Below are 20,329 nucleotides of genomic sequence, written 5' to 3'. Positions count from 1 at the left end.
TGTAGACGCTTAATTAAACCGGCCTTGTCTGATCCAAGACCGCTGACTTTACTAGGTATATCATGACCGAATCTTTTGCAGCCCTCTTTGAAGAAAGCGAATTAAACCTCAACGTTGAAAAGGGTGCTGTCATCCAAGGCGTTGTAGTAAGCATCGACTCTGACTGGGTAACAGTTGACACTGGCCTTAAATCAGAAGGTATTGTTGACCGCGCTGAATTCTTAAATGAACAACGTGAACTTGAAGTTCAAGTTGGCGACACTGTTGATGTAGTTGTTGAAGCTCTTGACAACGGTATGGGTCAAACAGTTTTATCACGTGAAAAAGCTAAACGTGCTGAAACTTGGACTAAACTTGAAAAAATCTTTGAAGACGGCGAAATCGTTACTGGTGTTATCTCTGGTAAGGTTAAAGGCGGTTTCACTGTTGACATCGGTCCAGTTCGTGCGTTCCTTCCAGGTTCTTTAGTTGATACTCGTCCTATTCGTGATACTACTCACTTAGAAGGTAAAGAGTTAGAATTTAAAGTAATCAAACTAGATGCTAAACGTAACAACGTTGTTGTATCTCGTCGTGCTGTTATGGAAGCTGAATCTTCAGCTGACCGTGAAGCTCTTCTTGCTCAGCTTGAAGAAGGTCAAACAGTTACTGGTACTATCAAAAATCTTACTGACTACGGCGCGTTCGTTGACCTTGGTGGTATTGATGGTCTTCTTCACATCACTGATATGGCTTGGAAACGTATCAAGCATCCTTCAGAAGTTGTTGAAGTTGGTCAAGAAGTTACTGTTAAAGTACTTAAATTCGACCGCGAACGTAACCGCGTATCTTTAGGCCTTAAACAATTAGGCGAAGATCCATGGTTAGCGATCATGAACCGTTACCCTAAAGGTTCTATCGTTAAAGCTCGTGTAACTAACTTAACTGACTACGGTTGCTTCGCTGAAATCGCTGAAGGCGTTGAAGGCTTAGTACACGTTTCAGAAATGGACCATACTAACAAAAACATCCACCCATCTAAAGTTGTTCAGATCGGTGACGAAGTTGACGTTATGGTTCTTGAAGTTGATGAAGAGCGTCGTCGTATTTCTCTTGGTATCAAACAAACTCGTGCTAACCCATGGGAAGAGTTTGCTAAAGAACACGACAAAGGTGAAAAAGTTTCAGGTACTATCAAGTCAATCACTGACTTCGGTATCTTCATCGGTTTACCAGGCGGTATCGATGGTCTAGTTCACTTGTCTGACATTTCTTGGAACGAACAAGGCGAAGAAGCTATCCGTCGTTACAAGAAAGGTGACACAGTTGAAGCGGTTATCCTTTCAGTAGACGCTGAAGGCAACCGTATCAGCCTTGGCATCAAACAAATGAACAGCGATCCGTTCAACGATTTCTTAGCTGCTAACGAACGCGGTGCGCTTGTTAAAGGTACTGTAACTGCAGTTGACGCTAAAGGCGCTACTGTTAAGTTAGCTGACGAAGTTGAAGCGACTCTTAAAGCATCTGAAATCAACCGCGACCGCGTTGAAGATGCAACTAAGTTCCTTGAAGTTGGTCAAGAAGTTGAAGCTAAAATCATCAACGTAGACCGCAAATCACGTTCTATCAATTTGTCTATCAAAGCGAAAGACGAAGCTGAAGAAAAAGAAGCAGTAGCTAACTTGAACAAGACAGCTACAGCAACTTCAGACAATGGTCCTAAGACTATTGGTGATTTGATCAAAGCTCAAATGAACCACTAAGTAAGTGTTTGAATTGTATTGTTAATGTAAATTAATTAATATATTTTACACAATTACTGTAACGGTAGCGTAGTAAGTGATTATTACGCTACCGTTTTGTATTTAAACAGGTTATTATCGGGAAACTGATCCTAGGTAGCTTGATAATTAAAGAGGTCGCAGATGACTACTGAAGCACTTAATAAGTCTGACTTAATAGAGCGTATTTCTCTTAAAAACCCACACTTAGCTGAACCCTTAGTGGAAGAGGCCGTTAAGATAATGATCGATCAAATGATCGAAGCTTTGTCTACAGACAACCGAATTGAAATCCGTGGTTTTGGTAGTTTTGCATTACATCACCGTGAGCCACGTGTGGGTCGTAACCCAAAAACCGGCAAATCTGTTGAAGTTGCAGCAAAAGCTGTTCCGCACTTTAAACCTGGTAAAGCTTTACGTGATGCGGTAAACGAATCTGCAAACTAATTTAAAACATAGTTAGGGGTGTTTATGCGTTACGTATTGGTCGTAATTCTATTAGTCCTATTTGGATACTCATTGGCTTTGGTACTGCAAAACGGAACTGAACTTTCAGTCGATTTGTTGTTTACACAAGTGCCTGCAATGCGTTTAGGGCTTTTATTGCTATTAACATTGTCATTAGGTTTGGTTTTAGGTCTTTTATTGGCAGTGCAAGTATTCCGAGTATTTCAAAATAACTGGGAAATTAAACGTCTACGTAAAGATATTGAGCGCCTACGTAAAGAGCAAATTCAAACTGCTCAACTGGCTGCTGCTGAAGCGGCTGCACATACACGTCATGAAAAAACAGTTTTAGATATTGATGCAAATGAGCGTCCTTCTAACCCGTTATAATTGGGTTTATGAAGTAAATTAACTACTTTTATGAGTATAGTTAAATTTTATATTAAACACTCTGGTGGATCATCGGGGTGTTTTTTTTATGGGCTGAAAAAATAAGCCATATATCTTAAATAAAATAATGAGATAGCTCAATTCAAATTAATCATTTCAATTAACATGAGTTTTATGACTTTCTGATCAAGTTGAATCCATCTATAATGCACTAATTTTGTCAAAATGAAGGGTAAGTCTCTTGAGTATCATCGTTGCACTAGATGCTAAAAGCCAATATGACGCACTTACAATTGCAGAGCAGTTAGATCCTGCATTATGTCGAGTTAAGGTTGGTAAAGAGTTATTTACCCATGAGGGTTCAAGTATCGTTAAAGCATTGCACGATAAAGGTTTTGAAGTATTTCTAGATCTTAAATTCCATGATATTCCAAACACCACAGCACAAGCAGTTTGTGCAGCTGCGGATATGGGTGTGTGGATGGTCAATGTCCATGCATCAGGTGGCCGTAAAATGATGGAAACCTGTGTAGAGCGCCTAAAGGCGGGCAATTACAATACTCAGTTAATTGCTGTTACGGTTTTGACATCAATGGGTCGTGAAGATCTTGCGGAATTAGGCTTAGATGTGGAACCTTTTGAACATGTGAAGCGTCTTGCGACTTTAACGAAAGAAAGTGGTTTGGATGGTGTAGTTTGTTCGGCACAAGAAGCGAAAATGTTACGTGAAACTTTGGGTGCTGACTTTGCATTGGTAACACCGGGTATCCGTCCTGAGGGTTCTGCAGCTGATGATCAAAAACGAATTGTGACACCTAAACAAGCTATGCTTGATGGTTCTACACATTTGGTGATTGGCCGTCCAATTACTAAATCGGACAATATGCGTCAAACTTTAAAAGATATTTTGGCGACACTTTAATATTTACCCTCTCTCTAACTCTCTCCCAAAGGGAGAGAGGAAGTCCTCTCCCTCTCTGGGAGAGGACTTAGGTGAGGGTTAGATAGCCGCCAATATACTCACCAATATAGGTGCAAGTACAGAAAGGATAAAGCCGCTGACCATGGCATGTGGAATAAAATCATTACCACAGGCTTGTTTGACCATAGGTAGGGTGACATCCATAGCTGTTGCACCCGCAGATGAAATTGCAGAGCGTGGGTAACGCCAGCCAATAATATACATAAACACAATCGCAAAGATTTCTCTGAATAAATCATTCATCAGCGCGATACTGCCTAGATGCGCATTTTTTAATTCAGTCACGACGATGCCTGTCATCGAATAGAAACCATAGCCTTGTGACAGCATAATCAAATCTTTCAGGCTGATTTGTGGCAATAGATAGGCTGCAGCAAAAGCGCCCAAAAGTGAACCGACGATACAGCCCAGAGGAACAAGTAGAATTTTCCAATTTAACCAAGAACGATCGAGCGGTGAGTAGGCGAGATCTAGACCAATCAGAAACATGAAGACTAAAAGTAGATCCCAAGTACTCATATGTGGCTGAAGACTAAAATGTGCTGCAATTTCGGCAAAAGCATAACCTAAACCTAATGCAATAAAAGCATAGCTAATATTGATGAGTGAGCTTATTACTAACTGCATGGACACTTTGCCATGACTGGGTTTATAGCCTAAAAGCTTAAACAAAATATAGCAGCAAATAAAAGCACCCATTGAGGTCAATAGTGCAATAAGTACTGATGAAGAGAGGATTTGCAGAGGTGCTGGAATAGTGTGTAATGTTTCAGAAAATTCGATCGCAATCGCAAATAACAAAATATAAGTAAAGTACGGCAGGAGTTTAAAGGCGATTTTTTCAAGCCAAGTGGGTAGGCGACGTGCAAGAATAAAACCAAGCCCTAAACAGGCTAAGAGCTGGAAAATCAACCAGAAAGATTGCATACAAAAATAGGCAGATAATGAATACCTGCCTATTATGACCTGTTATTGCTTAAGCTGCATGACTAGATTTTGTTTTACTGAGGAGTCGAAAATCGGCTGGATTTATTTTTCGAGTAGCCAGCCAATATTTCCATGTATAAGTTGGCCACAGTGCAAAATTTTTACCGCCATTTTGCTGATACCAACTCACGCAGCCTGATTGCCATACCGTACCATCAAGCATGTCTTGTACATGAGTGTTAAATTGATCTTGCACCTGATCTTTGACAGCGATGGCTTGAACATTAGATTTTGAAACCAATTGCATCATTTGTAAGATGTAATCGACTTGTGCCTCAATCATAAATACCACTGAATTATGGGCAAGCACAGTATTGGGGCCTAATAATTGGAATAGATTTGGAAAGCCTTTGGTGCAAATGCCATAAAAACTTTCTGCGCCAGCTTGCCAAACTTGTTTGAGTTCTTGAGCATTTTCACCAATACATTCAAATGATTTTAAATAAATTCTTGGATCGGTAATAAAGCCTGTACCATAGATCAGACAATCGATTTCACGGGATTTTCCATCTTTGGTAATAATGGCATTTTCAGTGATTTCTTGTATTGCATCACTGACCAATTCCACATTAGGTCGATTAAAGGTTGGAAAGTATTTATTAGAAATTAAAATGCGTTTACAACCCATGATGTAGTTTGGCGTTAGTTTCTTGGCAAGTTCAGCATCTTTCACTTGATACTTAATATACAGTTCTGCCAGTTTTTGCGCATATTTCATGGTAGTTGGTTTAACAATTGGCACGACACGTGATTCGTTGGTCCAATACAGGCGAGCGCGGTGAATTTTTCGAAACCAATCATATTTTTTAAATAATGATTTTTCTAAACCATGATAACTGCGTTCATCTCGTGGAATGACCCAAGCCGCGGTACGTTGAAAAACATACAGTTGTTTTGTTTGTGGTGCGATTTCAGGAATGTATTGGATGGCACTGCCGCCTGTACCAATCGATGCGACTTTTTTACCTTCTAATGGATATTGATGATCCCATTGAGAAGAATGAAACACTTTGCCTTTAAATTTTTCAATGCCCGGAATGTGTGGAATTTGCGGGACATGTAGCGGGCCAGATGCAAAAATCACGTATTGAGCGGTAATTTTAACGCCATCTTTGAGTTCTAAATGCCAGTCGCAGGTTGATTCATTGTATTGGCTTGAAAGTACTTCACTGTTAAAGCGACAGAATTGTTTTAAATTATATTCACGGGTGACCTGTTGGATATAGTCAAATATTTCCGGCGCTTCAGCATAACGTTTTGACCAATCTGTTTTGGGTGCAAAAGAAAGCGAATACATATGTGATTGCACATCACACGCAGCGCCAGGGTAGCGGTTTTCACGCCAGGTTCCACCAAAATCATTGGCTTTTTCGAGGATCAAAAAATCTTGATTACCTTGTTGTAAAAGGCGTATCGCCATAGCAATACCACCAAAACCACCGCCGATGATGGCGATTTGTGTATGTATTTCAGAATTGGCTTTTGGGGTTTGCACTGTTTTTGTTTGCGCTTCCTGCATCATTTTTTTAATTCCAAGCGAGATTACAAGTTAAGCATACTTGAGTTCATGATCAGAACAATATGATTGAGGTGACAGAAAAATTGATCGAAACGGCAATGTTCATAATTGCAAATTTGTAGTAAAAAAGAAGAAATTTAATGTCATTTTACGATTTATGAAACGATCCATTCTAAGCCTGATGTATTTAGTACAAGGAATGCGTAAAGCAGGCGTAGATGTCGATCAACGTTTGCAAACTATTGGGCTGCGTGTCGACGCGCTCGATCCTACTTCAGTGATTCATCCGAGTTTAGAGTGGGATGTACTGAAAGTCATTGGTAAAGATGTAGAACCTGAGCAAGGGTTATTTATTGGTCAGCATTATACGTTGGCGGGTTATGGCCCGTTGCTGATGTTATTGGTCACCAGTGATACTTTACGCCAAGCTTTAAATCAGGGGATTCGCTTTCAACAGTTGACACATCTAACTGGGCGTTTGAGTTTGCAAATCAGTCAGCATAAAGTGGCTTTATGCTACCAACCGCAAGATGTGTATGCGCCACTGGGTGCATTATTGGCGCAGTCAGAGATTTCAGGAACTTATAAATTCATCCGCGATCTTTACAAAATGATGGGGTTATCGACACCACAAGTTCAAATTGATTTGCCGTTTGCTGAACCCAAAGATCCTGAAAAATTAAAAATGTTTACTGATTATTATGGCTCTCAAGTTCGATTTGGTGCGCCATTTGCGGCATTTTGGTTCGATGAAGATGTTTTAGATATTCGGATCCCTTCCGCAGATATTATTACTTTTCGATTATATGAGTCGAAATGTATTGCGGAGTTAGAACGTTTAAGCGCCGATGAAGATGCGCCATCATTGGTTCAACGTGTGCAAGATTATTTGGAATTACAAAGTGGTGCGATGCCAAGTATGGCAGCAACTGCTCAAGCGTTGAACTTGCCTGAAAGAACTTTGCGTCATCAACTGCAACAGTTAAATACCAGTTATAAGCAAATTCGTGAAGATATTATTAAAGATAAAGCACTCCGTATGATTGAATATAATGAATATTCAATTGAAATGATTGCAGAATTGCTGGGCTATTCAGAACCTGCGGCGTTTAATCATGCGTTTAAACGTTGGTTTGGGCATAGTCCGAGACAATATAATAAATAGCCAATGCGCTTTACTGCCAAAGTGTTATATCTTCGAGTTTATTCTTCGTTATAATTCATTTAGCCCAAAAAAGTATTTAATGATATGTCAGATTTTCAGTCACCACACAACACCGCATTTACTCCGATTTCACCGGCTGAGCGTTATGCTCAAGCCTTAGCATCTGGTCAGTTTTTACCAGATCAGGAACAGGCGCAAGCGGTGCATGAGTTGGATCGAGTTTGGCAAGAATTAATCCAACGTTTTAAGGCTTCTAAAAAAGCGTTTCGTCGTTTCCGTCGTCAAACTGCACCGAAAGGGGTGTATATGTGGGGCGGTGTAGGACGTGGTAAAACGTGGCTGATGGATCAGTTTTATGATTCTGTGCCATTTCGACGCAAAACACGTATGCATTTCCATCACTTTATGCAGTACGTACACCGTGAATTAAATAAACTTTCAGGTCAGCGTAATCCACTAGACCTTGTTGCCGACCAAATTTATAAAGAAGCAGTCGTGATCTGCTTTGATGAATTCTTTGTATCCAATGTCACGGATGCTATGATTTTGAGTGATCTATTCCAAAAATTATTTACGCGTGGGATCACCCTTGTTGCAACCTCTAACATCGCACCAGATGGTTTGTATAAAAACGGGATCCATCGTGACCGTTTTATCCCAACCATCGAAATGGTGAAAAAGAACTGTGTGATTTTAAATGTAGACTCAGGCGTAGACTATCGTTTACGTGTATTGAAACAAGCGCAGTTGTTTAAGTCGCCTTTAACACATGAACATAAGTTGTGGATGGCACAGCGTTTTACAGCATTAACGCAAACCCAAACGGTTTCACAAGAGCCAATTATTATTAATCAGCGTATTGTAGAAACCATTGGTCATACGGAAGATGTGCTGTGGTGTGAATATTCTGAGCTTTGCCTAAAACCACGTAGTCCAGCGGACTTTATTGAAATTGCCAATATTTATAATACGGTCTTGGTGAGTAATGTGCCGCACATGACGGATTATTTGTCTGAAGGGACTCGTCGTTTTATCTATCTAGTCGATGAATTTTATGACCGTGGTGTGAAGTTGTTGCTTACTTCAGAAGATACGATTATTGAATTATATCAAGGTGAAAAATTGGCATTTGAAATTGAGCGTACACGTTCGCGCTTATTGGAAATGCAGTCTGATGATTATCTACATACATCTCACCGTCAAATCAATGCACCAGAATCTACAGCAGAAAATTAAGCTTTTCTGTTGGAATGAAAAAAGAACGTCTTGATGGCGTTCTTTTTTTTGATTTTTAGTTTTAGATTACATGCATAGATAAGAAAAAGTATAGATCGAACAATCGACTTTAAAAGCGAGGTCGGAAGATAAAAGCATCATTTAATAAGAAGAAGGGTTGTTTAATAATTCATCGATAAAAGCGTTAAATTTAAACTGATTGGTTGAAGTTGTAGCATCGACATTGGCAGCATTTCATGGCTTAATCGAGTGAGTTTGTTTGACGCTTGGGTCTATTTGTTCAGTTTTAGAACAAAATTCTGCACTTAAGTCTAATTTCGACATTTCAAAAACTTTATACACTGTAAAAAGGTATTCAGGCTGATGATGACGTCGTATTTCTGATCTTTATTATGTTGAATGATGAGGGTATTTCATTACATAGAAAATGATCATTATTTAGGAATGTGATAGTACTATTCAGCAAAGTATAAATGGGTATACTAGAATCTCTTGTTATAAAAAATAGCAATATCAGGAAAGACAATGACTGCACGTATTCAAAAAGGCAAGTTAGCGATTGCTAAAGAACTTTACGATTTCATCGAAAATGAAGCACTACCGGGTTCAGGTTTAGACAGTGAAACTTACTGGAAAAACTTTGAACAAGTCGTTGTCGATCTTAGCCCAAAGAACAAAGCACTATTGGCTAAGCGTGACGACATTCAAGCTAAAATTGATGAATGGCACCGCAACAACAAATTTGAACTCGAAGCTTACAAAGCTTTCCTTACTGAAATTGGCTACTTATTACCAGAAGTAGAAGATTTCCAAATCAGCACAGAAAATGTAGACGAAGAAATCGCATTATTGGCTGGTGCGCAATTAGTAGTGCCTGTACGTAATGCACGTTACTGCTTAAACGCTGCGAACGCACGTTGGGGTTCACTCTACGATGCGCTTTACGGTTTTGACGTGATCTCAGAAGAAGACGGCGCGGAAAAAGGTAAGGGCTATAACCCAGCTCGTGGCGCAAAAGTTATCGAATTTGCTAAAAACTTCTTAAATGAAACTTTCCCGCTAGCTAATGGTTCGCATGCAGATGCAACTAAATATGCGGTAGAAGGCAAAAAGTTAGTTGTAAGCCTAAAAGATGGCTCAACTGCAACTTTAGCGAAAGAAGCTCAGTTTGTTGGTTTTAATGGTGACGAAGCTGCGCCAACTGAAATTGTACTTTTAAACAATGGTTTGCATGTAATCATTGAAATTGATGCGACGAGCCCAATTGGTTCAACTGATGCTGCGGGTGTTAAAGACTTAGTTCTTGAAGCTGCGGTAACCACAATTCAAGACTTAGAAGACTCAATTGCAGCAGTTGATGCTGAAGAGAAAGTTGAAGGCTACCGTAACTGGTTAGGCTTAATGAAAGGTACGCTTTCTGAGTCAATCGAGAAAAATGGTAAGACCATCACGCGTACATTAAATAAAGATCGTACGCACAAAAATTTAATCGGTGGTGAAACTACGCTTCACGGTCGTTCATTGATGTTGCTTCGTAACGTAGGTCATTTGATGACAAACCCTGCGATCCTTGTAGATGGTGCTGAAATCTACGAAGGCATCATGGATGCATTGATCACACCGTTATTGACGTTTGCAGATATTAAAGGTGAAAACGAAAACAAGAACTCTCGTAAAGGTTCTATGTATATCGTTAAGCCAAAAATGCACGGTCCAGAAGAAGTTGCATTTGCAGTTGAATTATTTGAGCGTGCTGAACAAGCGCTTGGTCTACCTGCGAAGACTTTGAAAATCGGTATCATGGACGAAGAACGTCGTACTTCTGTGAACTTGAAAAACTGTATCGCGCAAGCGAAAGATCGTACGATCTTTATTAATACAGGTTTCATGGACCGTACGGGTGATGAAATCCATACTTTCATGGAAGCAGGTCCATTCGTTCGTAAAGGCGAAGTGAAGTCTCAAATCTGGTTCCCTGCATATGAAAACCGTAACGTGATGATCGGTCTTCAAGCCGGCTTACGTGGTAAAGCGCAAATCGGTAAAGGCATGTGGCCAAAACCAGATATGTTGCTTGATATGTACAAAACAAAAATTGAGCATCCAGAAGCTGGCGCAAGCTGTGCATGGGTTCCGTCTCCATCTGGCGCTGTAATTCACGCGATTCACTACCATCAGTGCAATGTTTCTGAGCGTCAAAAAGAGTTGTTGAATACTCAGCCACTATCTTTAGATGATTTGTTAACACCGCCTTTAGCGACAGATACAAACTGGTCTGAAGAAGAGAAAACCAAAGAACTCGAAAACAACCTTCAAGGTATCTTGGGTTATGTGGTTCGTTGGGTTGATTTGGGTGTAGGTTGTTCAAAAGTTCTAGACATCAACAACGTTGGTTTGATGGAAGACCGTGCAACTTTACGTATTTCTTCTCAACACGTTGCAAACTGGTTACGTCACGGTATCGTAACTGCTGAACAAGTTGAAGAAGTATTTAAGCGCATGGCGAAAGTTGTGGATGAGCAAAATGCCAACGATCCACTTTACACGCCAATGGCACCAAGCTTTGATGGTTATGCATACAAAGCTGCTTATGACTTAGTATTCAAAGGCGGCGAGCAGCCATCTGGTTATACAGAGCCTCTATTACATGCTTACCGTTTAAAATTAAAAGGTTATACAGGTGACTAATCTGTAAATCAAAAAAAGCCTCTTCGGAGGCTTTTTTTATTGCTTGAGAAAGTTAGAATGTCGACATAAAAAATGAAAAGGAATCTCCATGTATTTATGGAATGTAAGTCGGTTGGTGGAGGATATAAGACTGAATAAAGTCTCTGAAACCCATTATAAAAACTACTATATTGCCAGCTCAATATTGATTTTCTTTAGCTACTTAGCACTGACGTTAACCCCAGAATCCAAACCTACAGAAGCTTGGGCTTCGTTTGTTTTACAAGTTGGTCTGCTGATTAGCTGGGTGAATGCCATATTTAAAGCCAATGGCGGCGAGCAAGGCCGAGATTTTTTAAAGCGCTTTATTGCATTGTATTTGCCCGTAACGATTCAGAGTTTAGTCCTCTTTATCTTGATCGCTGTTGTTGTCGAAGGGCTGTTACCCATGTTGACCCTAAACATGGAGGAGGCTGTGCTTGAGCAACTCACCACAGTTAAAGATCTAAGTTTTGAAGTCATCATTAGCTGTTATATTTATTGGCGAATCTATAAAGCGATGCGGCAGATTCATCAGCCTGTTTAAAGTATAAGGTTGTAAAAGAAATTAATTATAAAGTTTTATCCTGTTTTTCTCATAGCTTTTCAATGCTGAAGCCTTTACATTGGGATGAATGATAAAAATAGGATGGAAACGATGTCAGCTTATACCGCATTAGATTTGCAATATATTGGTGGGCAATGGCGAGCAGGGACTTCAACGCGTCACATCAAGAATATCAATCCCTTTAGCCAAGCAGAAATTTTTGAATTGCAGGCTGCCAGCAGTGTCGATGTAGACAGTGCTTATAGTGCGGCAGCAGCAGCATTTAAATCAGAAAAGACCAAGTCTATTAAAGTACGTCAGCAAGTTATCAACAAATTAGCTCAAACCATTCAGCAGCGCAGAGAAGAAATTATTCAATGGCTGATAGATGAATCTGGGAGTACACGTTTAAAAGCCAATATTGAAGTTGATGCGGCGCTCGGCATTATCCAAGAATCGCTGAGTTTTCCTGAAAAAATGCACACCGTGGAGCTAGAGAGTAAAGATCCGAGTCGAAAGAGTTTTGTACTGCGCAAACCCTTGGGAGTCATAGCAGTGATTAGCCCTTGGAATTTTCCATTTCATTTGTCGATGCGTTCTGTGGTGACTGCGATTGCTTGCGGCAATAGTGTGGTACTGAAGCCTGCAAGTGACACGCCAGTGACAGGTGGAACGTTACTCGGGAAATTATTTGAAGAAGCGGGTTTGCCGCATGGTGTATTAAATGTTGTTGCAGGCAGCGGCAATGAAATTGGCGACTATTTTGTAGAGCATCCTGTGCCTAAAATGATTTCATTTACAGGTTCAACTGAAGTGGGTCAACAGGTGGGGGTGAAAGCTTTGGCAAGTTCACGGATTAAGCGTTTAGCGCTGGAACTTGGCGGCAATGCGCCTTTAGTGATTTTAGATGATGCAGATTTAAATTTAGCCGTTGAACTGACCGTGATGGGGCGTTTTTTGCATCAAGGACAAATCTGCATGAGTACCAATCGAGTGATTGTGGATGAATCCTTGCACGATGCTTATGTTGAAAAATTAATTAAACGGGTAAAAAGCATTGTGGTCGGTAATCCGAATGATACTGAAACCCTGATAGGGCCTATCATCAACAAGGCACAAGTCGATAAAATAAAAACCATTATTCAAAACGCCATTCAGCAAGATGCAATTTTAGCCTATGCAGGCGGTATTGAAGATCAATTGGTTGCACCGCATATTTTTACTCATGTCGATGCGCACGCTGATATTGCATTAGAAGAAAGTTTTGGGCCAATCTTGCCGATTTTAAAAGCGCGAGATGAAGCGCATGCACTAGAATTGGCAAATTCAACCCGATTTGGTTTGTCGAGTGCAGTATGTACCTCAAACCTAGCACGCGGCGGAGAGTTTGCTGCCAAACTCGATATAGGCATGACGCATATCAATGGCATCAGTGTGGCGGATCATTCTAATGCACCCTTTGGTGGTGAACGTAATTCAGGCCTTGGTCGTTTTAATGGTGAGTGGATATTTGAGGAATTTACCCGCACCCATTGGCAAACGTTCCCTGCTTAAAATACACAAATTGAAGTCTATTTTATCTTGTGCAATAGACTTCACTGCAGGTTCTGTTATGCAGGACATTTCTAGTTTATTTCCATGAAATATCAGGAAGTATATAGTCCCAAAAACGACTCCAGCGTGTTTTGTAATACAGAAAAGAGCCAATATCTTGGCTTGAACAATTATCCTGATAGTACATTTTGTGATTCATCAACAGCATAGGTTTACGCTGCAAGACCGTCATATACAGCTTGACCTGAACCTTGTAATTGTAGATTGAATAATTAGAAGAAATACTCTCGGTTTTCATTTTTTGGATATTGTGAATATACACATCAAACTTCAAGCCATTTTTGTAATCTGTTGCCTCATGAATTGTTCGATCTTCGATTGGAATAAGCGGATTGTTATCACTAAACGCTAAATATGCGTTATGTATTTTGTTTCCTTGTTGATAATTAAACTGAAGAGCTGAATTTGCAGTAGTGAAATAGGGGAGTGCATCTTGAGGATTGATTTTAAACGTGCCTGTACAATTAGTCCTGACACGCCCTTCATCTTCGTTCACCGTAAACCAGCCAAATTGATCTTCCAATTCCGTCGTATGGGCTTCATCTACGTCAGGAAAAATCACGCCAAACTGATCTCTTTGTCTTTGCTGATTTTGCATCAAGCGATAACTATTTTGAGCACGTTTTGCAAAACGGATTTCAGGAAACATCTCTGGAGATGTAATTTTAAAATCAGAGACATTGATTACTTCACCATCAGGCAATATGACCAATGAAAATTGTTGTTCTTGGGTGTTGGGAAGATTTTTGACCGTCACCCAATGATGTGTACTGATCATTTGCTGATTGCGTAAATGCTTGTACTGAATGCGGTACTTGCCTGCAGGAATCTCAGTCTCATTGATTAGGTCTTGTTTAAATGGATATTCGTTGAGATAGAGCGCGTCGAGACTAAAAGGTAGAAATGAAACGGTATGTACAGAGACTTTTGCGGCATGTAGGGTTGAATAGAGGCTTGAAATTAGAATTAAAACGATAAAGCAACTTCGGTTTAGATTTTTCATTTATTATAAAGATTGATTTTTTGCGGATTATGGCAAATATGTGTGCTAATTTCAAACCGATTACCTTATCGCAATTAAAGTCTCAAAACTTGCCTGAAATCAGCTTTGAATATCCTGAGGAAGTCTATCCAAATTATGATTTGCCGTTACTCTTTAAGTCTGAACAAGGGTTAGAGTGGCGAAAAGTGAATTTTGGCATGGTGCCTAAATGGGCCGCAGACAAATCAATCGCACTTAAAACCTATAATGCTCGAAATGAAACTTTGTATCAAAAGCCTACGTTTATTAATGCGATCTCAAAATGTAAGTTTGGCGTGATACCCGTGTCTGAATTTTATGAGTCAATGTATATCGATAATAAGCCGCAGCGTTGGAGTGTCAAACGCAGAGATGGAGAAGCGTTTTATATTGCTGCCTTATATGACATTTGTAGACAAGGTGATGAGATTGTACGTTCAAGTACAATGATTACGATGGACGCTATTCAGCATGAGATGATGAAACACTTTCATGAGCCGGGCAATGTAAAGCGCTCGGTCATTGTGATTCCGCATGCGCGCTTAGAGGAATGGCTAAGTTGGAAATCACCCAACATCCAAAGTTTTGTACAAGGTTTTCCTGTTGATGAGTTTGAATGTGCGCACGCACCCAAAATAAAAATCGAAAAAATCAGTCCCCAACTGAATATTTTCGATTGATATTTCGGTGATGCAAATGCTTAGCGAGCTAAGTTTTTAAAGATATGCTTTAAGCTTTCCATGGTTTTTTCAATTTGTAGGGGTGTTAAGCCTTCAAAAGATTGCTCTAGAACGACATTCGTTAGATCGTTAATCTTCTGCGTCATTGCAGTGCCTTTATCAGTTAATACAACCCGGGTAATACGCGCATCATCTTCACAAGAATAGGTATCTACTAAGCCTTCATCTTTTAAACGATAAACGATCTTGGTTGTCGTCGACATTTTAGATACGACCATTTCAGATAAATCCGAAACACTCGCATGAGGTTTAGACTTGAGTGCGAGCAGGATACGACGACGTGAATTATCAACGCCATACTTTTTTAATGCATGGTCGACGTTTAAAACATATTGTGAATGCACCTGAGTAACCCAGTAGAAAGGAAAATTTTCTAAACTAAAGTCATCGGTGGATGGTAAAAATTTTGAATACTTTTTTGTCATAAAGGAGTCCCCTGAATATTTGTTTTAATTTTATTTAATGTTTTAACATTCTATTGAAAAATAGAGGGTAATAGCAAGAGTTCACAATAAAAAAATAGAAAGTAGAAGATATCTCATTTTTAGATTATCTAAATAGATTATATTGATATTCTGTCTAAATGCTTAACAGAAATTAAAACTAAGGTCAGGTATAGAGATAGTGTAGTGAAAATAAATAAGTTTTTAATTTGAATTGAATATTAATATTTTTTACCAAAAGGTAGAAATAAATAATTCATTAGATTTGTCATACAATCTATTACAAGCGTCCTTAATTACATTTAATTAAAAGTCAGGTGAATTCATACTTTTTTTAAAGTGGAAGAGGAGATCTCAAAAAGTAGGTTTTAACATCTAGATGTGTATTTTATATTGCCCATTCGATTTGTAATACATTCAGCGTTTTTAACATTTTGTCATATTGTTGATGCGAAAAAATATGCTTGAATACATTACAAATGCGCAAGATTGTGCATAATGGAATGGTCTCTAGTTACATAGGTTAAATTTATGGATCCGTCGCCGTGCGTTGGTCTGATTGAAGATATTCTTATAATCCAGAATGAGGAAGAGAGCTAATGGAATTTTTGTTAGATCCCGGAATCTGGGTTGGTTTACTTACATTAATTATTTTAGAAATTGTACTAGGTATTGATAACCTAGTCTTTATTGCCATTTTGGCAGAAAAACTCCCTCCAGAACAACGTGACAAAGCCCGTGTACTTGGTCTTTCACTCGCATTATTAATGCGATTAGGATTGTTATTTGCAATCTCTTGGTTGGTCACATTAACAAAGCCCCTGATTACCGTTTTTGATTGGACATTCTCTGGTCGAGATCTCATATTATTGTTCGGTGGATTGTTCTTAGTTTATAAGGCAGTCACAGAGCTGCATGAGAAATTAGAAGGTAAACCAGAAGTTCAAGTGACAACAAAAGTGGCATATGCCAGCTTTACAGCAGTAGTTGCGCAAATTGTTGTCTTAGATGCGGTTTTCTCTTTAGACTCTGTCATTACAGCGATCGGTATGGTCGACAACATTTATGTCATGATGGCAGCAATGATTGTGGCAATGGCAGTGATGTTACTTGCATCTAAACCGCTAACGGCTTTTGTAAACCGACATCCGACCGTCGTGATCCTATGTTTAAGCTTCTTATTACTGATCGGTATTAGTTTGATAGCAGAAGGTTTTGGTTTCCATATTCCGAAAGGCTATATCTACTCAGGTATTGGTGTTGCGATTGTCATCGAAGCCTTTAACCAGTTTAGTCAACGCAATGCTCAAAAACACGAAGCGAAAATTCCATTACGCCATCGTACTGCAGACAGTATTTTAAAACTGATGGGTGGGCGTTTAGAAGCTGATCAAGTCGGTAATCAGGCGCAAGAAACCTTTGCAGACGAAGAGCGTTACATGATTGGTGGTGTATTGACGCTTGCAGAGCGTTCAGTTGCGTCGATCATGACTCCCCGTAATCAAATTTCTTGGGTGGATTTAAATGACACACCTGAACAAATTCGTGAGCAAGTCCTTTCAGTGCCGCACAGTTTATTCCCTGTGTGTCGTGGTAGCTTGGATAAAGTGATTAGTATTGTCCGCGCGAAAGAACTTATTGATGTTCTAGACAGTGAAGATGATCTAAAAGCATTGATTAAACGTCATCGTCCAATCTTTATTTTCCAAAAGATGAAGGTGATTGATGCAATTAATACCTTGCGTACCTCTAAAGGCTCATTGGTGCTGGTTACGGATGAGTTTGGGGCGGTACAAGGTCTGATTTCACCACTCGATGTGTTTGAGGCGATTGCTGGTGAATTCCCTGATGCAGATGAACAATTAGATTTGATTAAAATCGATGATGAACATTGGAAAGCTTCAGGCATGCTCGATCTGTATCAGTTAGAACTTGAATTGGAAATGATGGATTTGATCGAAGAAGATGATGGTTATATCAGTGTTTCAGGTCTTATTTTAGATCAGACCCACGGCAATGTAGAAGTCGGTACTGTGGTTGATTTTAAAGGCATTCAATTTAAAGTCACGGCAATGGATGAAAACCGCATTAAAACGGTTGATATCTATTACCAGGCCTAATGCTCAAATATTAAAAATGACCCTAAGACAGCTTTTCGAAGCTGTCTTTTTTATGACTAGAAAGTATAAGAAATCCTATATAACGAGGGCTGCAATTCACGATGTTAAAACGTATTATATTTACATGATGTAACAGTCAAAAAACGCTGCAACTTTTGAGCTTTTAGAGGGTTAAAGCGGTTCAAAAGTAAAAAATATTGATAGGGTTGATTTTAAAAAAGCATGAGGGTAAATAGCGATTCATTTTTAACTTGGGGTTTTAATCATCATTGATGATCTATGAATAATTTTATTTCATTTAAATACCGCTTCGGAAAACTTTATAACTAGGGACTTTGAAAAAACATCAAAGTTAATCCATTAAGAAAATGGGTGTTGGTATGGCGATCACTGAGAATATCATTGATTTTTGCAAACTCACGATTGAAGAAAAACATGAGTTATTTCAACGGCTCTGGGAGTTTGATCAATGTATTTTTCCAACTTCTAGGATTGAGCAACTCTATCAATACATGCATGACCCCGATATTGTTGCATTACCAATCATTCAGTATTTTGAGTACGATAAACTGATCGGGCAAAATATTGTGCGTATATTAAAAATTATGCATAACAATCGGCCGATTTTTATTTTTAATTCACGGGCAGGGGTATTGGTTGATTATCGTCGGAAAAATATGACCTTAAATTCGGCGATTAAAGTGGCGATGCAGCATCAGATTCGATTTCCAGCGATTCCAATGTGGTTTGTGGCTACATTGGCACAACCAAAGGTATATACATTATTTGCCTCGCGCTCTGTTAAGTTTTATCCACGGCATGGTCTCCCGATGCCCACCAAGTATGTGGATGTTTTAAATAGTTATAAAATCCGTCAGCATGATGTGCAGCATCGGGCTGAGGATATTTTTGTTCATCGTTGTGATTTACCGAAGGTGACGCCTGAGCAGTTGGTTCGGCTACGGAACAAATCTGATGAACATGTTCAATTTTTTATGCAGCACGTGCCAGATTATTTTGATGGCATGGGTTTAATGTGTATTTGTAAATTAAATGTTTCAACCATTTTCGAAGCAAGTATGAATCTGGCAGTTGGGCGAGCAGTTTAATGACGGACATGGATGTGTTATGAGACAAATGACGATATATCGATTATTAGGTTTTGGTGCGGCAATCTTTTTAACGGCTTGTCAGCCAACAGAGCAAAAAGTACAGGAGCAATCGCAGAAATGTGTTACTCCTGAAAAATTGGTCAAACAAATTTATGACCAAGAGTTGAAATTGCACGCTTTGAGTAAAGATCAACTTGCTGCCTATTTTGAGCCATCGTTAGTGGAACGTATGCAAGCAGAAATTAACTGTAAGCAGTCGCAACAAGAGTGTAATGTGGATTTTGATATTTTCACGGACAGCCAAGATCCGCAGCAAAATTCCAAAAAGGGCGTACAGCCTAAACTGAGTTTTGATGAAAATAAAAACGTTGTTCGTGCTGAGTTTAAAATTGGTGATGAAGCCAAAGTCTTAAATTATGAAATGAGTGATGGCGACTGTTCAAAAATAAAAAATATTGTCTATGCGGGGGACTATGACCTAGACATGATTTTGAGTAATCCAACAGAAACGATCGAAGATTCAGAAATGTTTGATGCCAATGCTGCAAGTGACAGTACGGGACAGTAAGCTTTTGACGCCTTCTAATTATAAAAATAGCGTGAAACCCTGAACAGCTTGAGTCTTTTACTCAAGCTGTTTTTGTTTTCTCAAGCTATCATAGCTTCATAGTGCATAAATTTGCATGTTGGCAAGTTGATTGAAATCATCTTCATTGAGATTATAAATTTCATCTAAAAATGCAACATTAAAACTGCCGACACTTGAGCTAATTTCATAGGCTTTTTGACCCGCAATCGCAAAGTGCAAATGTGCTGCGACCGTGCCAGCAGTTAGCGTTTCACTCACGGCGCAATACGCCGCTGTTAACGCACCTAAAGCGCAGCCAGAAGCCGTCACTTTGGGTTGTAAGTAAGATCCACCATTAATCTGTATCACCGCATTCATTTCTTTCGATAAGATGAAATCCGATTCGCCTGAAATTGCCACACATTCACAGTGTTCTAATAAGGGTGCAGCATTTAAGTAAATTTCTGCACTATTGAGCGTGCTATCGACACCGCGTGACTCACCTTGATTACCTGCAAGACCACTGATTTCTGATGCATTGCCACGGATTATGCTTGGCTTGTACTGGAGTAATTGGTCAACCATTTCAGATCGCCACGGCAAAACGGGGCCATAACCGACAGGATCAAGCACCCAAGGTTTATTTAAATTTTGTGCTGTTTGTGCAGCAATTTGCATGGCCTGCATTTGTTCAGACGTTGGCGTACCTAAATTGATATTTAATGCACTGGCAATAGAGGCAAAGCTTTCGGCTTCAAAGGGATTGTCAATCATTGCAGGAGAAGCACCCGCAGCCAAAAGGACATTGGCGACATAATTGCTCGCGACCGTATTGGTGATGATATGCACCAAAGGTTGTTTGGATTGAAGTTCAATCCACGCATTGATGACGCTTTGTAAAAGCGGGCTATTTAAGTCAGTCAATTCACTGTTCATGGTCGTTTCAAAATTTTCAGATTGATTCATTGTTTT

18 protein-coding genes are annotated in these 20,329 nt (G+C 39.5%); 13 read left to right on the top strand and 5 right to left on the bottom strand.

What is annotated here, in order from left to right:
* The first annotated feature begins 62 nt into the window (after nucleotides 1–62).
* The 4 genes from rpsA (at nucleotide 63) to pyrF (ending at nucleotide 3,519) form a co-directional block, all read left to right on the top strand.
* On the top strand, nucleotides 63–1,742 hold the full coding sequence (rpsA, locus tag LXF01_RS10550) for a 30S ribosomal protein S1 (RefSeq protein WP_078193655.1): 1,680 nt from the start codon (nucleotides 63–65) through the stop codon (nucleotides 1,740–1,742).
* A gap of 162 nt (nucleotides 1,743–1,904) precedes the next feature.
* Nucleotides 1,905–2,207, top strand: a complete 303-nt coding sequence (locus LXF01_RS10545; RefSeq protein ID WP_067767464.1) for an integration host factor subunit beta — start codon at nucleotides 1,905–1,907, stop codon at nucleotides 2,205–2,207.
* A gap of 24 nt (nucleotides 2,208–2,231) precedes the next feature.
* Complete coding sequence (locus tag LXF01_RS10540; protein ID WP_180023907.1) at nucleotides 2,232–2,597, top strand: lipopolysaccharide assembly protein LapA domain-containing protein; 366 nt, start codon at nucleotides 2,232–2,234, stop codon at nucleotides 2,595–2,597.
* 241 nt (nucleotides 2,598–2,838) lie between these two features.
* On the top strand, nucleotides 2,839–3,519 hold the full coding sequence (pyrF, locus tag LXF01_RS10535; RefSeq protein ID WP_078193653.1) for an orotidine-5'-phosphate decarboxylase: 681 nt from the start codon (nucleotides 2,839–2,841) through the stop codon (nucleotides 3,517–3,519).
* 78 nt (nucleotides 3,520–3,597) lie between these two features.
* Here pyrF and LXF01_RS10530 read toward each other — a convergent pair whose 3' ends face one another.
* Nucleotides 3,598–4,506, bottom strand: a complete 909-nt coding sequence (locus LXF01_RS10530; RefSeq protein ID WP_233944295.1) for a lysine exporter LysO family protein — start codon at nucleotides 4,504–4,506, stop codon at nucleotides 3,598–3,600.
* Nucleotides 4,507–4,555: 49 nt separating this feature from the next.
* Nucleotides 4,556–6,085, bottom strand: coding sequence for a flavin-containing monooxygenase (locus LXF01_RS10525; RefSeq protein ID WP_180024001.1), 1,530 nt, complete (start codon nucleotides 6,083–6,085; stop codon nucleotides 4,556–4,558).
* Nucleotides 6,086–6,242: 157 nt separating this feature from the next.
* Here LXF01_RS10525 and LXF01_RS10520 point away from each other — a divergent pair, with 157 nt between their 5' ends.
* From LXF01_RS10520 to LXF01_RS10500, 5 genes are all read left to right on the top strand, one after another.
* Nucleotides 6,243–7,250, top strand: a complete 1,008-nt coding sequence (locus tag LXF01_RS10520; RefSeq protein WP_111885051.1) for an AraC family transcriptional regulator — start codon at nucleotides 6,243–6,245, stop codon at nucleotides 7,248–7,250.
* Nucleotides 7,251–7,334: 84 nt separating this feature from the next.
* A complete protein-coding gene (gene zapE / locus LXF01_RS10515) occupies nucleotides 7,335–8,486 on the top strand; it encodes a cell division protein ZapE (protein WP_111885050.1) in 1,152 nt (383 codons plus the stop codon).
* Between the two features lie 525 nt (nucleotides 8,487–9,011).
* A complete protein-coding gene (locus tag LXF01_RS10510) occupies nucleotides 9,012–11,174 on the top strand; it encodes a malate synthase G (RefSeq protein WP_180034698.1) in 2,163 nt (720 codons plus the stop codon).
* Between the two features lie 88 nt (nucleotides 11,175–11,262).
* Nucleotides 11,263–11,739, top strand: a complete 477-nt coding sequence (locus LXF01_RS10505; RefSeq protein WP_180127812.1) for a hypothetical protein — start codon at nucleotides 11,263–11,265, stop codon at nucleotides 11,737–11,739.
* 111 nt (nucleotides 11,740–11,850) lie between these two features.
* Entirely contained in the window at nucleotides 11,851–13,293 is a 1,443-nt protein-coding gene (locus LXF01_RS10500; protein ID WP_233944294.1) for an aldehyde dehydrogenase family protein, read from the top strand.
* 76 nt (nucleotides 13,294–13,369) lie between these two features.
* Here LXF01_RS10500 and LXF01_RS10495 read toward each other — a convergent pair whose 3' ends face one another.
* Nucleotides 13,370–14,356, bottom strand: a complete 987-nt coding sequence (locus tag LXF01_RS10495; RefSeq protein ID WP_233944293.1) for a hypothetical protein — start codon at nucleotides 14,354–14,356, stop codon at nucleotides 13,370–13,372.
* A 38-nt stretch (nucleotides 14,357–14,394) separates the two neighbouring features.
* Between LXF01_RS10495 and LXF01_RS10490 the strand changes: the two genes are divergently transcribed.
* Entirely contained in the window at nucleotides 14,395–15,054 is a 660-nt protein-coding gene (locus tag LXF01_RS10490) for an SOS response-associated peptidase family protein (RefSeq protein ID WP_180094195.1), read from the top strand.
* A 20-nt stretch (nucleotides 15,055–15,074) separates the two neighbouring features.
* Here LXF01_RS10490 and LXF01_RS10485 read toward each other — a convergent pair whose 3' ends face one another.
* Nucleotides 15,075–15,539, bottom strand: a complete 465-nt coding sequence (locus LXF01_RS10485; protein WP_078193646.1) for a MarR family winged helix-turn-helix transcriptional regulator — start codon at nucleotides 15,537–15,539, stop codon at nucleotides 15,075–15,077.
* 617 nt (nucleotides 15,540–16,156) lie between these two features.
* On the opposite strand from LXF01_RS10485, the gene LXF01_RS10480 reads away from it, so the two are divergent.
* The 3 genes from LXF01_RS10480 to LXF01_RS10470 all read left to right on the top strand — a co-directional run bounded on the left by LXF01_RS10480 (nucleotide 16,157) and on the right by LXF01_RS10470 (nucleotide 19,357).
* Nucleotides 16,157–17,677 (top strand): TerC family protein, encoded by a 1,521-nt coding sequence (locus LXF01_RS10480; protein ID WP_233944292.1) that lies wholly within the window; start codon nucleotides 16,157–16,159, stop codon nucleotides 17,675–17,677.
* Nucleotides 17,678–18,057: 380 nt separating this feature from the next.
* Nucleotides 18,058–18,786: a hypothetical protein gene (locus LXF01_RS10475; RefSeq protein WP_233944291.1), complete on the top strand. Its 729-nt coding sequence runs from the start codon at nucleotides 18,058–18,060 to the stop codon at nucleotides 18,784–18,786.
* 19 nt (nucleotides 18,787–18,805) lie between these two features.
* The gene (locus tag LXF01_RS10470; protein ID WP_233944290.1) at nucleotides 18,806–19,357 is read left to right on the top strand and encodes a hypothetical protein; all 552 of its coding nucleotides are present in this window, start codon (nucleotides 18,806–18,808) and stop codon (nucleotides 19,355–19,357) included.
* 96 nt (nucleotides 19,358–19,453) lie between these two features.
* Here the strand turns inward: LXF01_RS10470 and thiM are convergent, their stop codons facing one another.
* Nucleotides 19,454–20,323, bottom strand: a complete 870-nt coding sequence (gene thiM, locus LXF01_RS10465) for a hydroxyethylthiazole kinase (protein ID WP_442781340.1) — start codon at nucleotides 20,321–20,323, stop codon at nucleotides 19,454–19,456.
* Nucleotides 20,324–20,329: the final 6 nt, after the last annotated feature.

Origin of the sequence: Acinetobacter sp. SH20PTE14 (assembly GCF_021391555.1) — a bacterium.
GTDB lineage: Bacteria > Pseudomonadota > Gammaproteobacteria > Pseudomonadales > Moraxellaceae > Acinetobacter > Acinetobacter amyesii.
This window is presented reverse-complemented; position numbering and strand designations above follow the sequence as displayed.

Bases quoted from the DNA above. Each gene is read 5' to 3' on its own strand.
- rpsA (WP_078193655.1), top strand. From the start codon at position 63: ATGACCGAATCTTTTGCAGCCCTCTTTGAAGAAAGCGAATTAAACCTC.
- LXF01_RS10545 (WP_067767464.1), top strand. From the start codon at position 1,905: ATGACTACTGAAGCACTTAATAAGTCTGACTTAATAGAGCGTATTTCT.
- LXF01_RS10540 (WP_180023907.1), top strand. From the start codon at position 2,232: ATGCGTTACGTATTGGTCGTAATTCTATTAGTCCTATTTGGATACTCA.
- LXF01_RS10530 (WP_233944295.1), bottom strand. From the start codon at position 4,506: ATGCAATCTTTCTGGTTGATTTTCCAGCTCTTAGCCTGTTTAGGGCTT.
- LXF01_RS10525 (WP_180024001.1), bottom strand. From the start codon at position 6,085: ATGCAGGAAGCGCAAACAAAAACAGTGCAAACCCCAAAAGCCAATTCT.
- LXF01_RS10520 (WP_111885051.1), top strand. From the start codon at position 6,243: ATGAAACGATCCATTCTAAGCCTGATGTATTTAGTACAAGGAATGCGT.
- zapE (WP_111885050.1), top strand. From the start codon at position 7,335: ATGTCAGATTTTCAGTCACCACACAACACCGCATTTACTCCGATTTCA.
- LXF01_RS10510 (WP_180034698.1), top strand. From the start codon at position 9,012: ATGACTGCACGTATTCAAAAAGGCAAGTTAGCGATTGCTAAAGAACTT.
- LXF01_RS10505 (WP_180127812.1), top strand. From the start codon at position 11,263: ATGTATTTATGGAATGTAAGTCGGTTGGTGGAGGATATAAGACTGAAT.
- LXF01_RS10500 (WP_233944294.1), top strand. From the start codon at position 11,851: ATGTCAGCTTATACCGCATTAGATTTGCAATATATTGGTGGGCAATGG.
- LXF01_RS10495 (WP_233944293.1), bottom strand. From the start codon at position 14,356: ATGAAAAATCTAAACCGAAGTTGCTTTATCGTTTTAATTCTAATTTCA.
- LXF01_RS10490 (WP_180094195.1), top strand. From the start codon at position 14,395: ATGTGTGCTAATTTCAAACCGATTACCTTATCGCAATTAAAGTCTCAA.
- LXF01_RS10485 (WP_078193646.1), bottom strand. From the start codon at position 15,539: ATGACAAAAAAGTATTCAAAATTTTTACCATCCACCGATGACTTTAGT.
- LXF01_RS10480 (WP_233944292.1), top strand. From the start codon at position 16,157: ATGGAATTTTTGTTAGATCCCGGAATCTGGGTTGGTTTACTTACATTA.
- LXF01_RS10475 (WP_233944291.1), top strand. From the start codon at position 18,058: ATGGCGATCACTGAGAATATCATTGATTTTTGCAAACTCACGATTGAA.
- LXF01_RS10470 (WP_233944290.1), top strand. From the start codon at position 18,806: ATGAGACAAATGACGATATATCGATTATTAGGTTTTGGTGCGGCAATC.
- thiM (WP_442781340.1), bottom strand. From the start codon at position 20,323: ATGAATCAATCTGAAAATTTTGAAACGACCATGAACAGTGAATTGACT.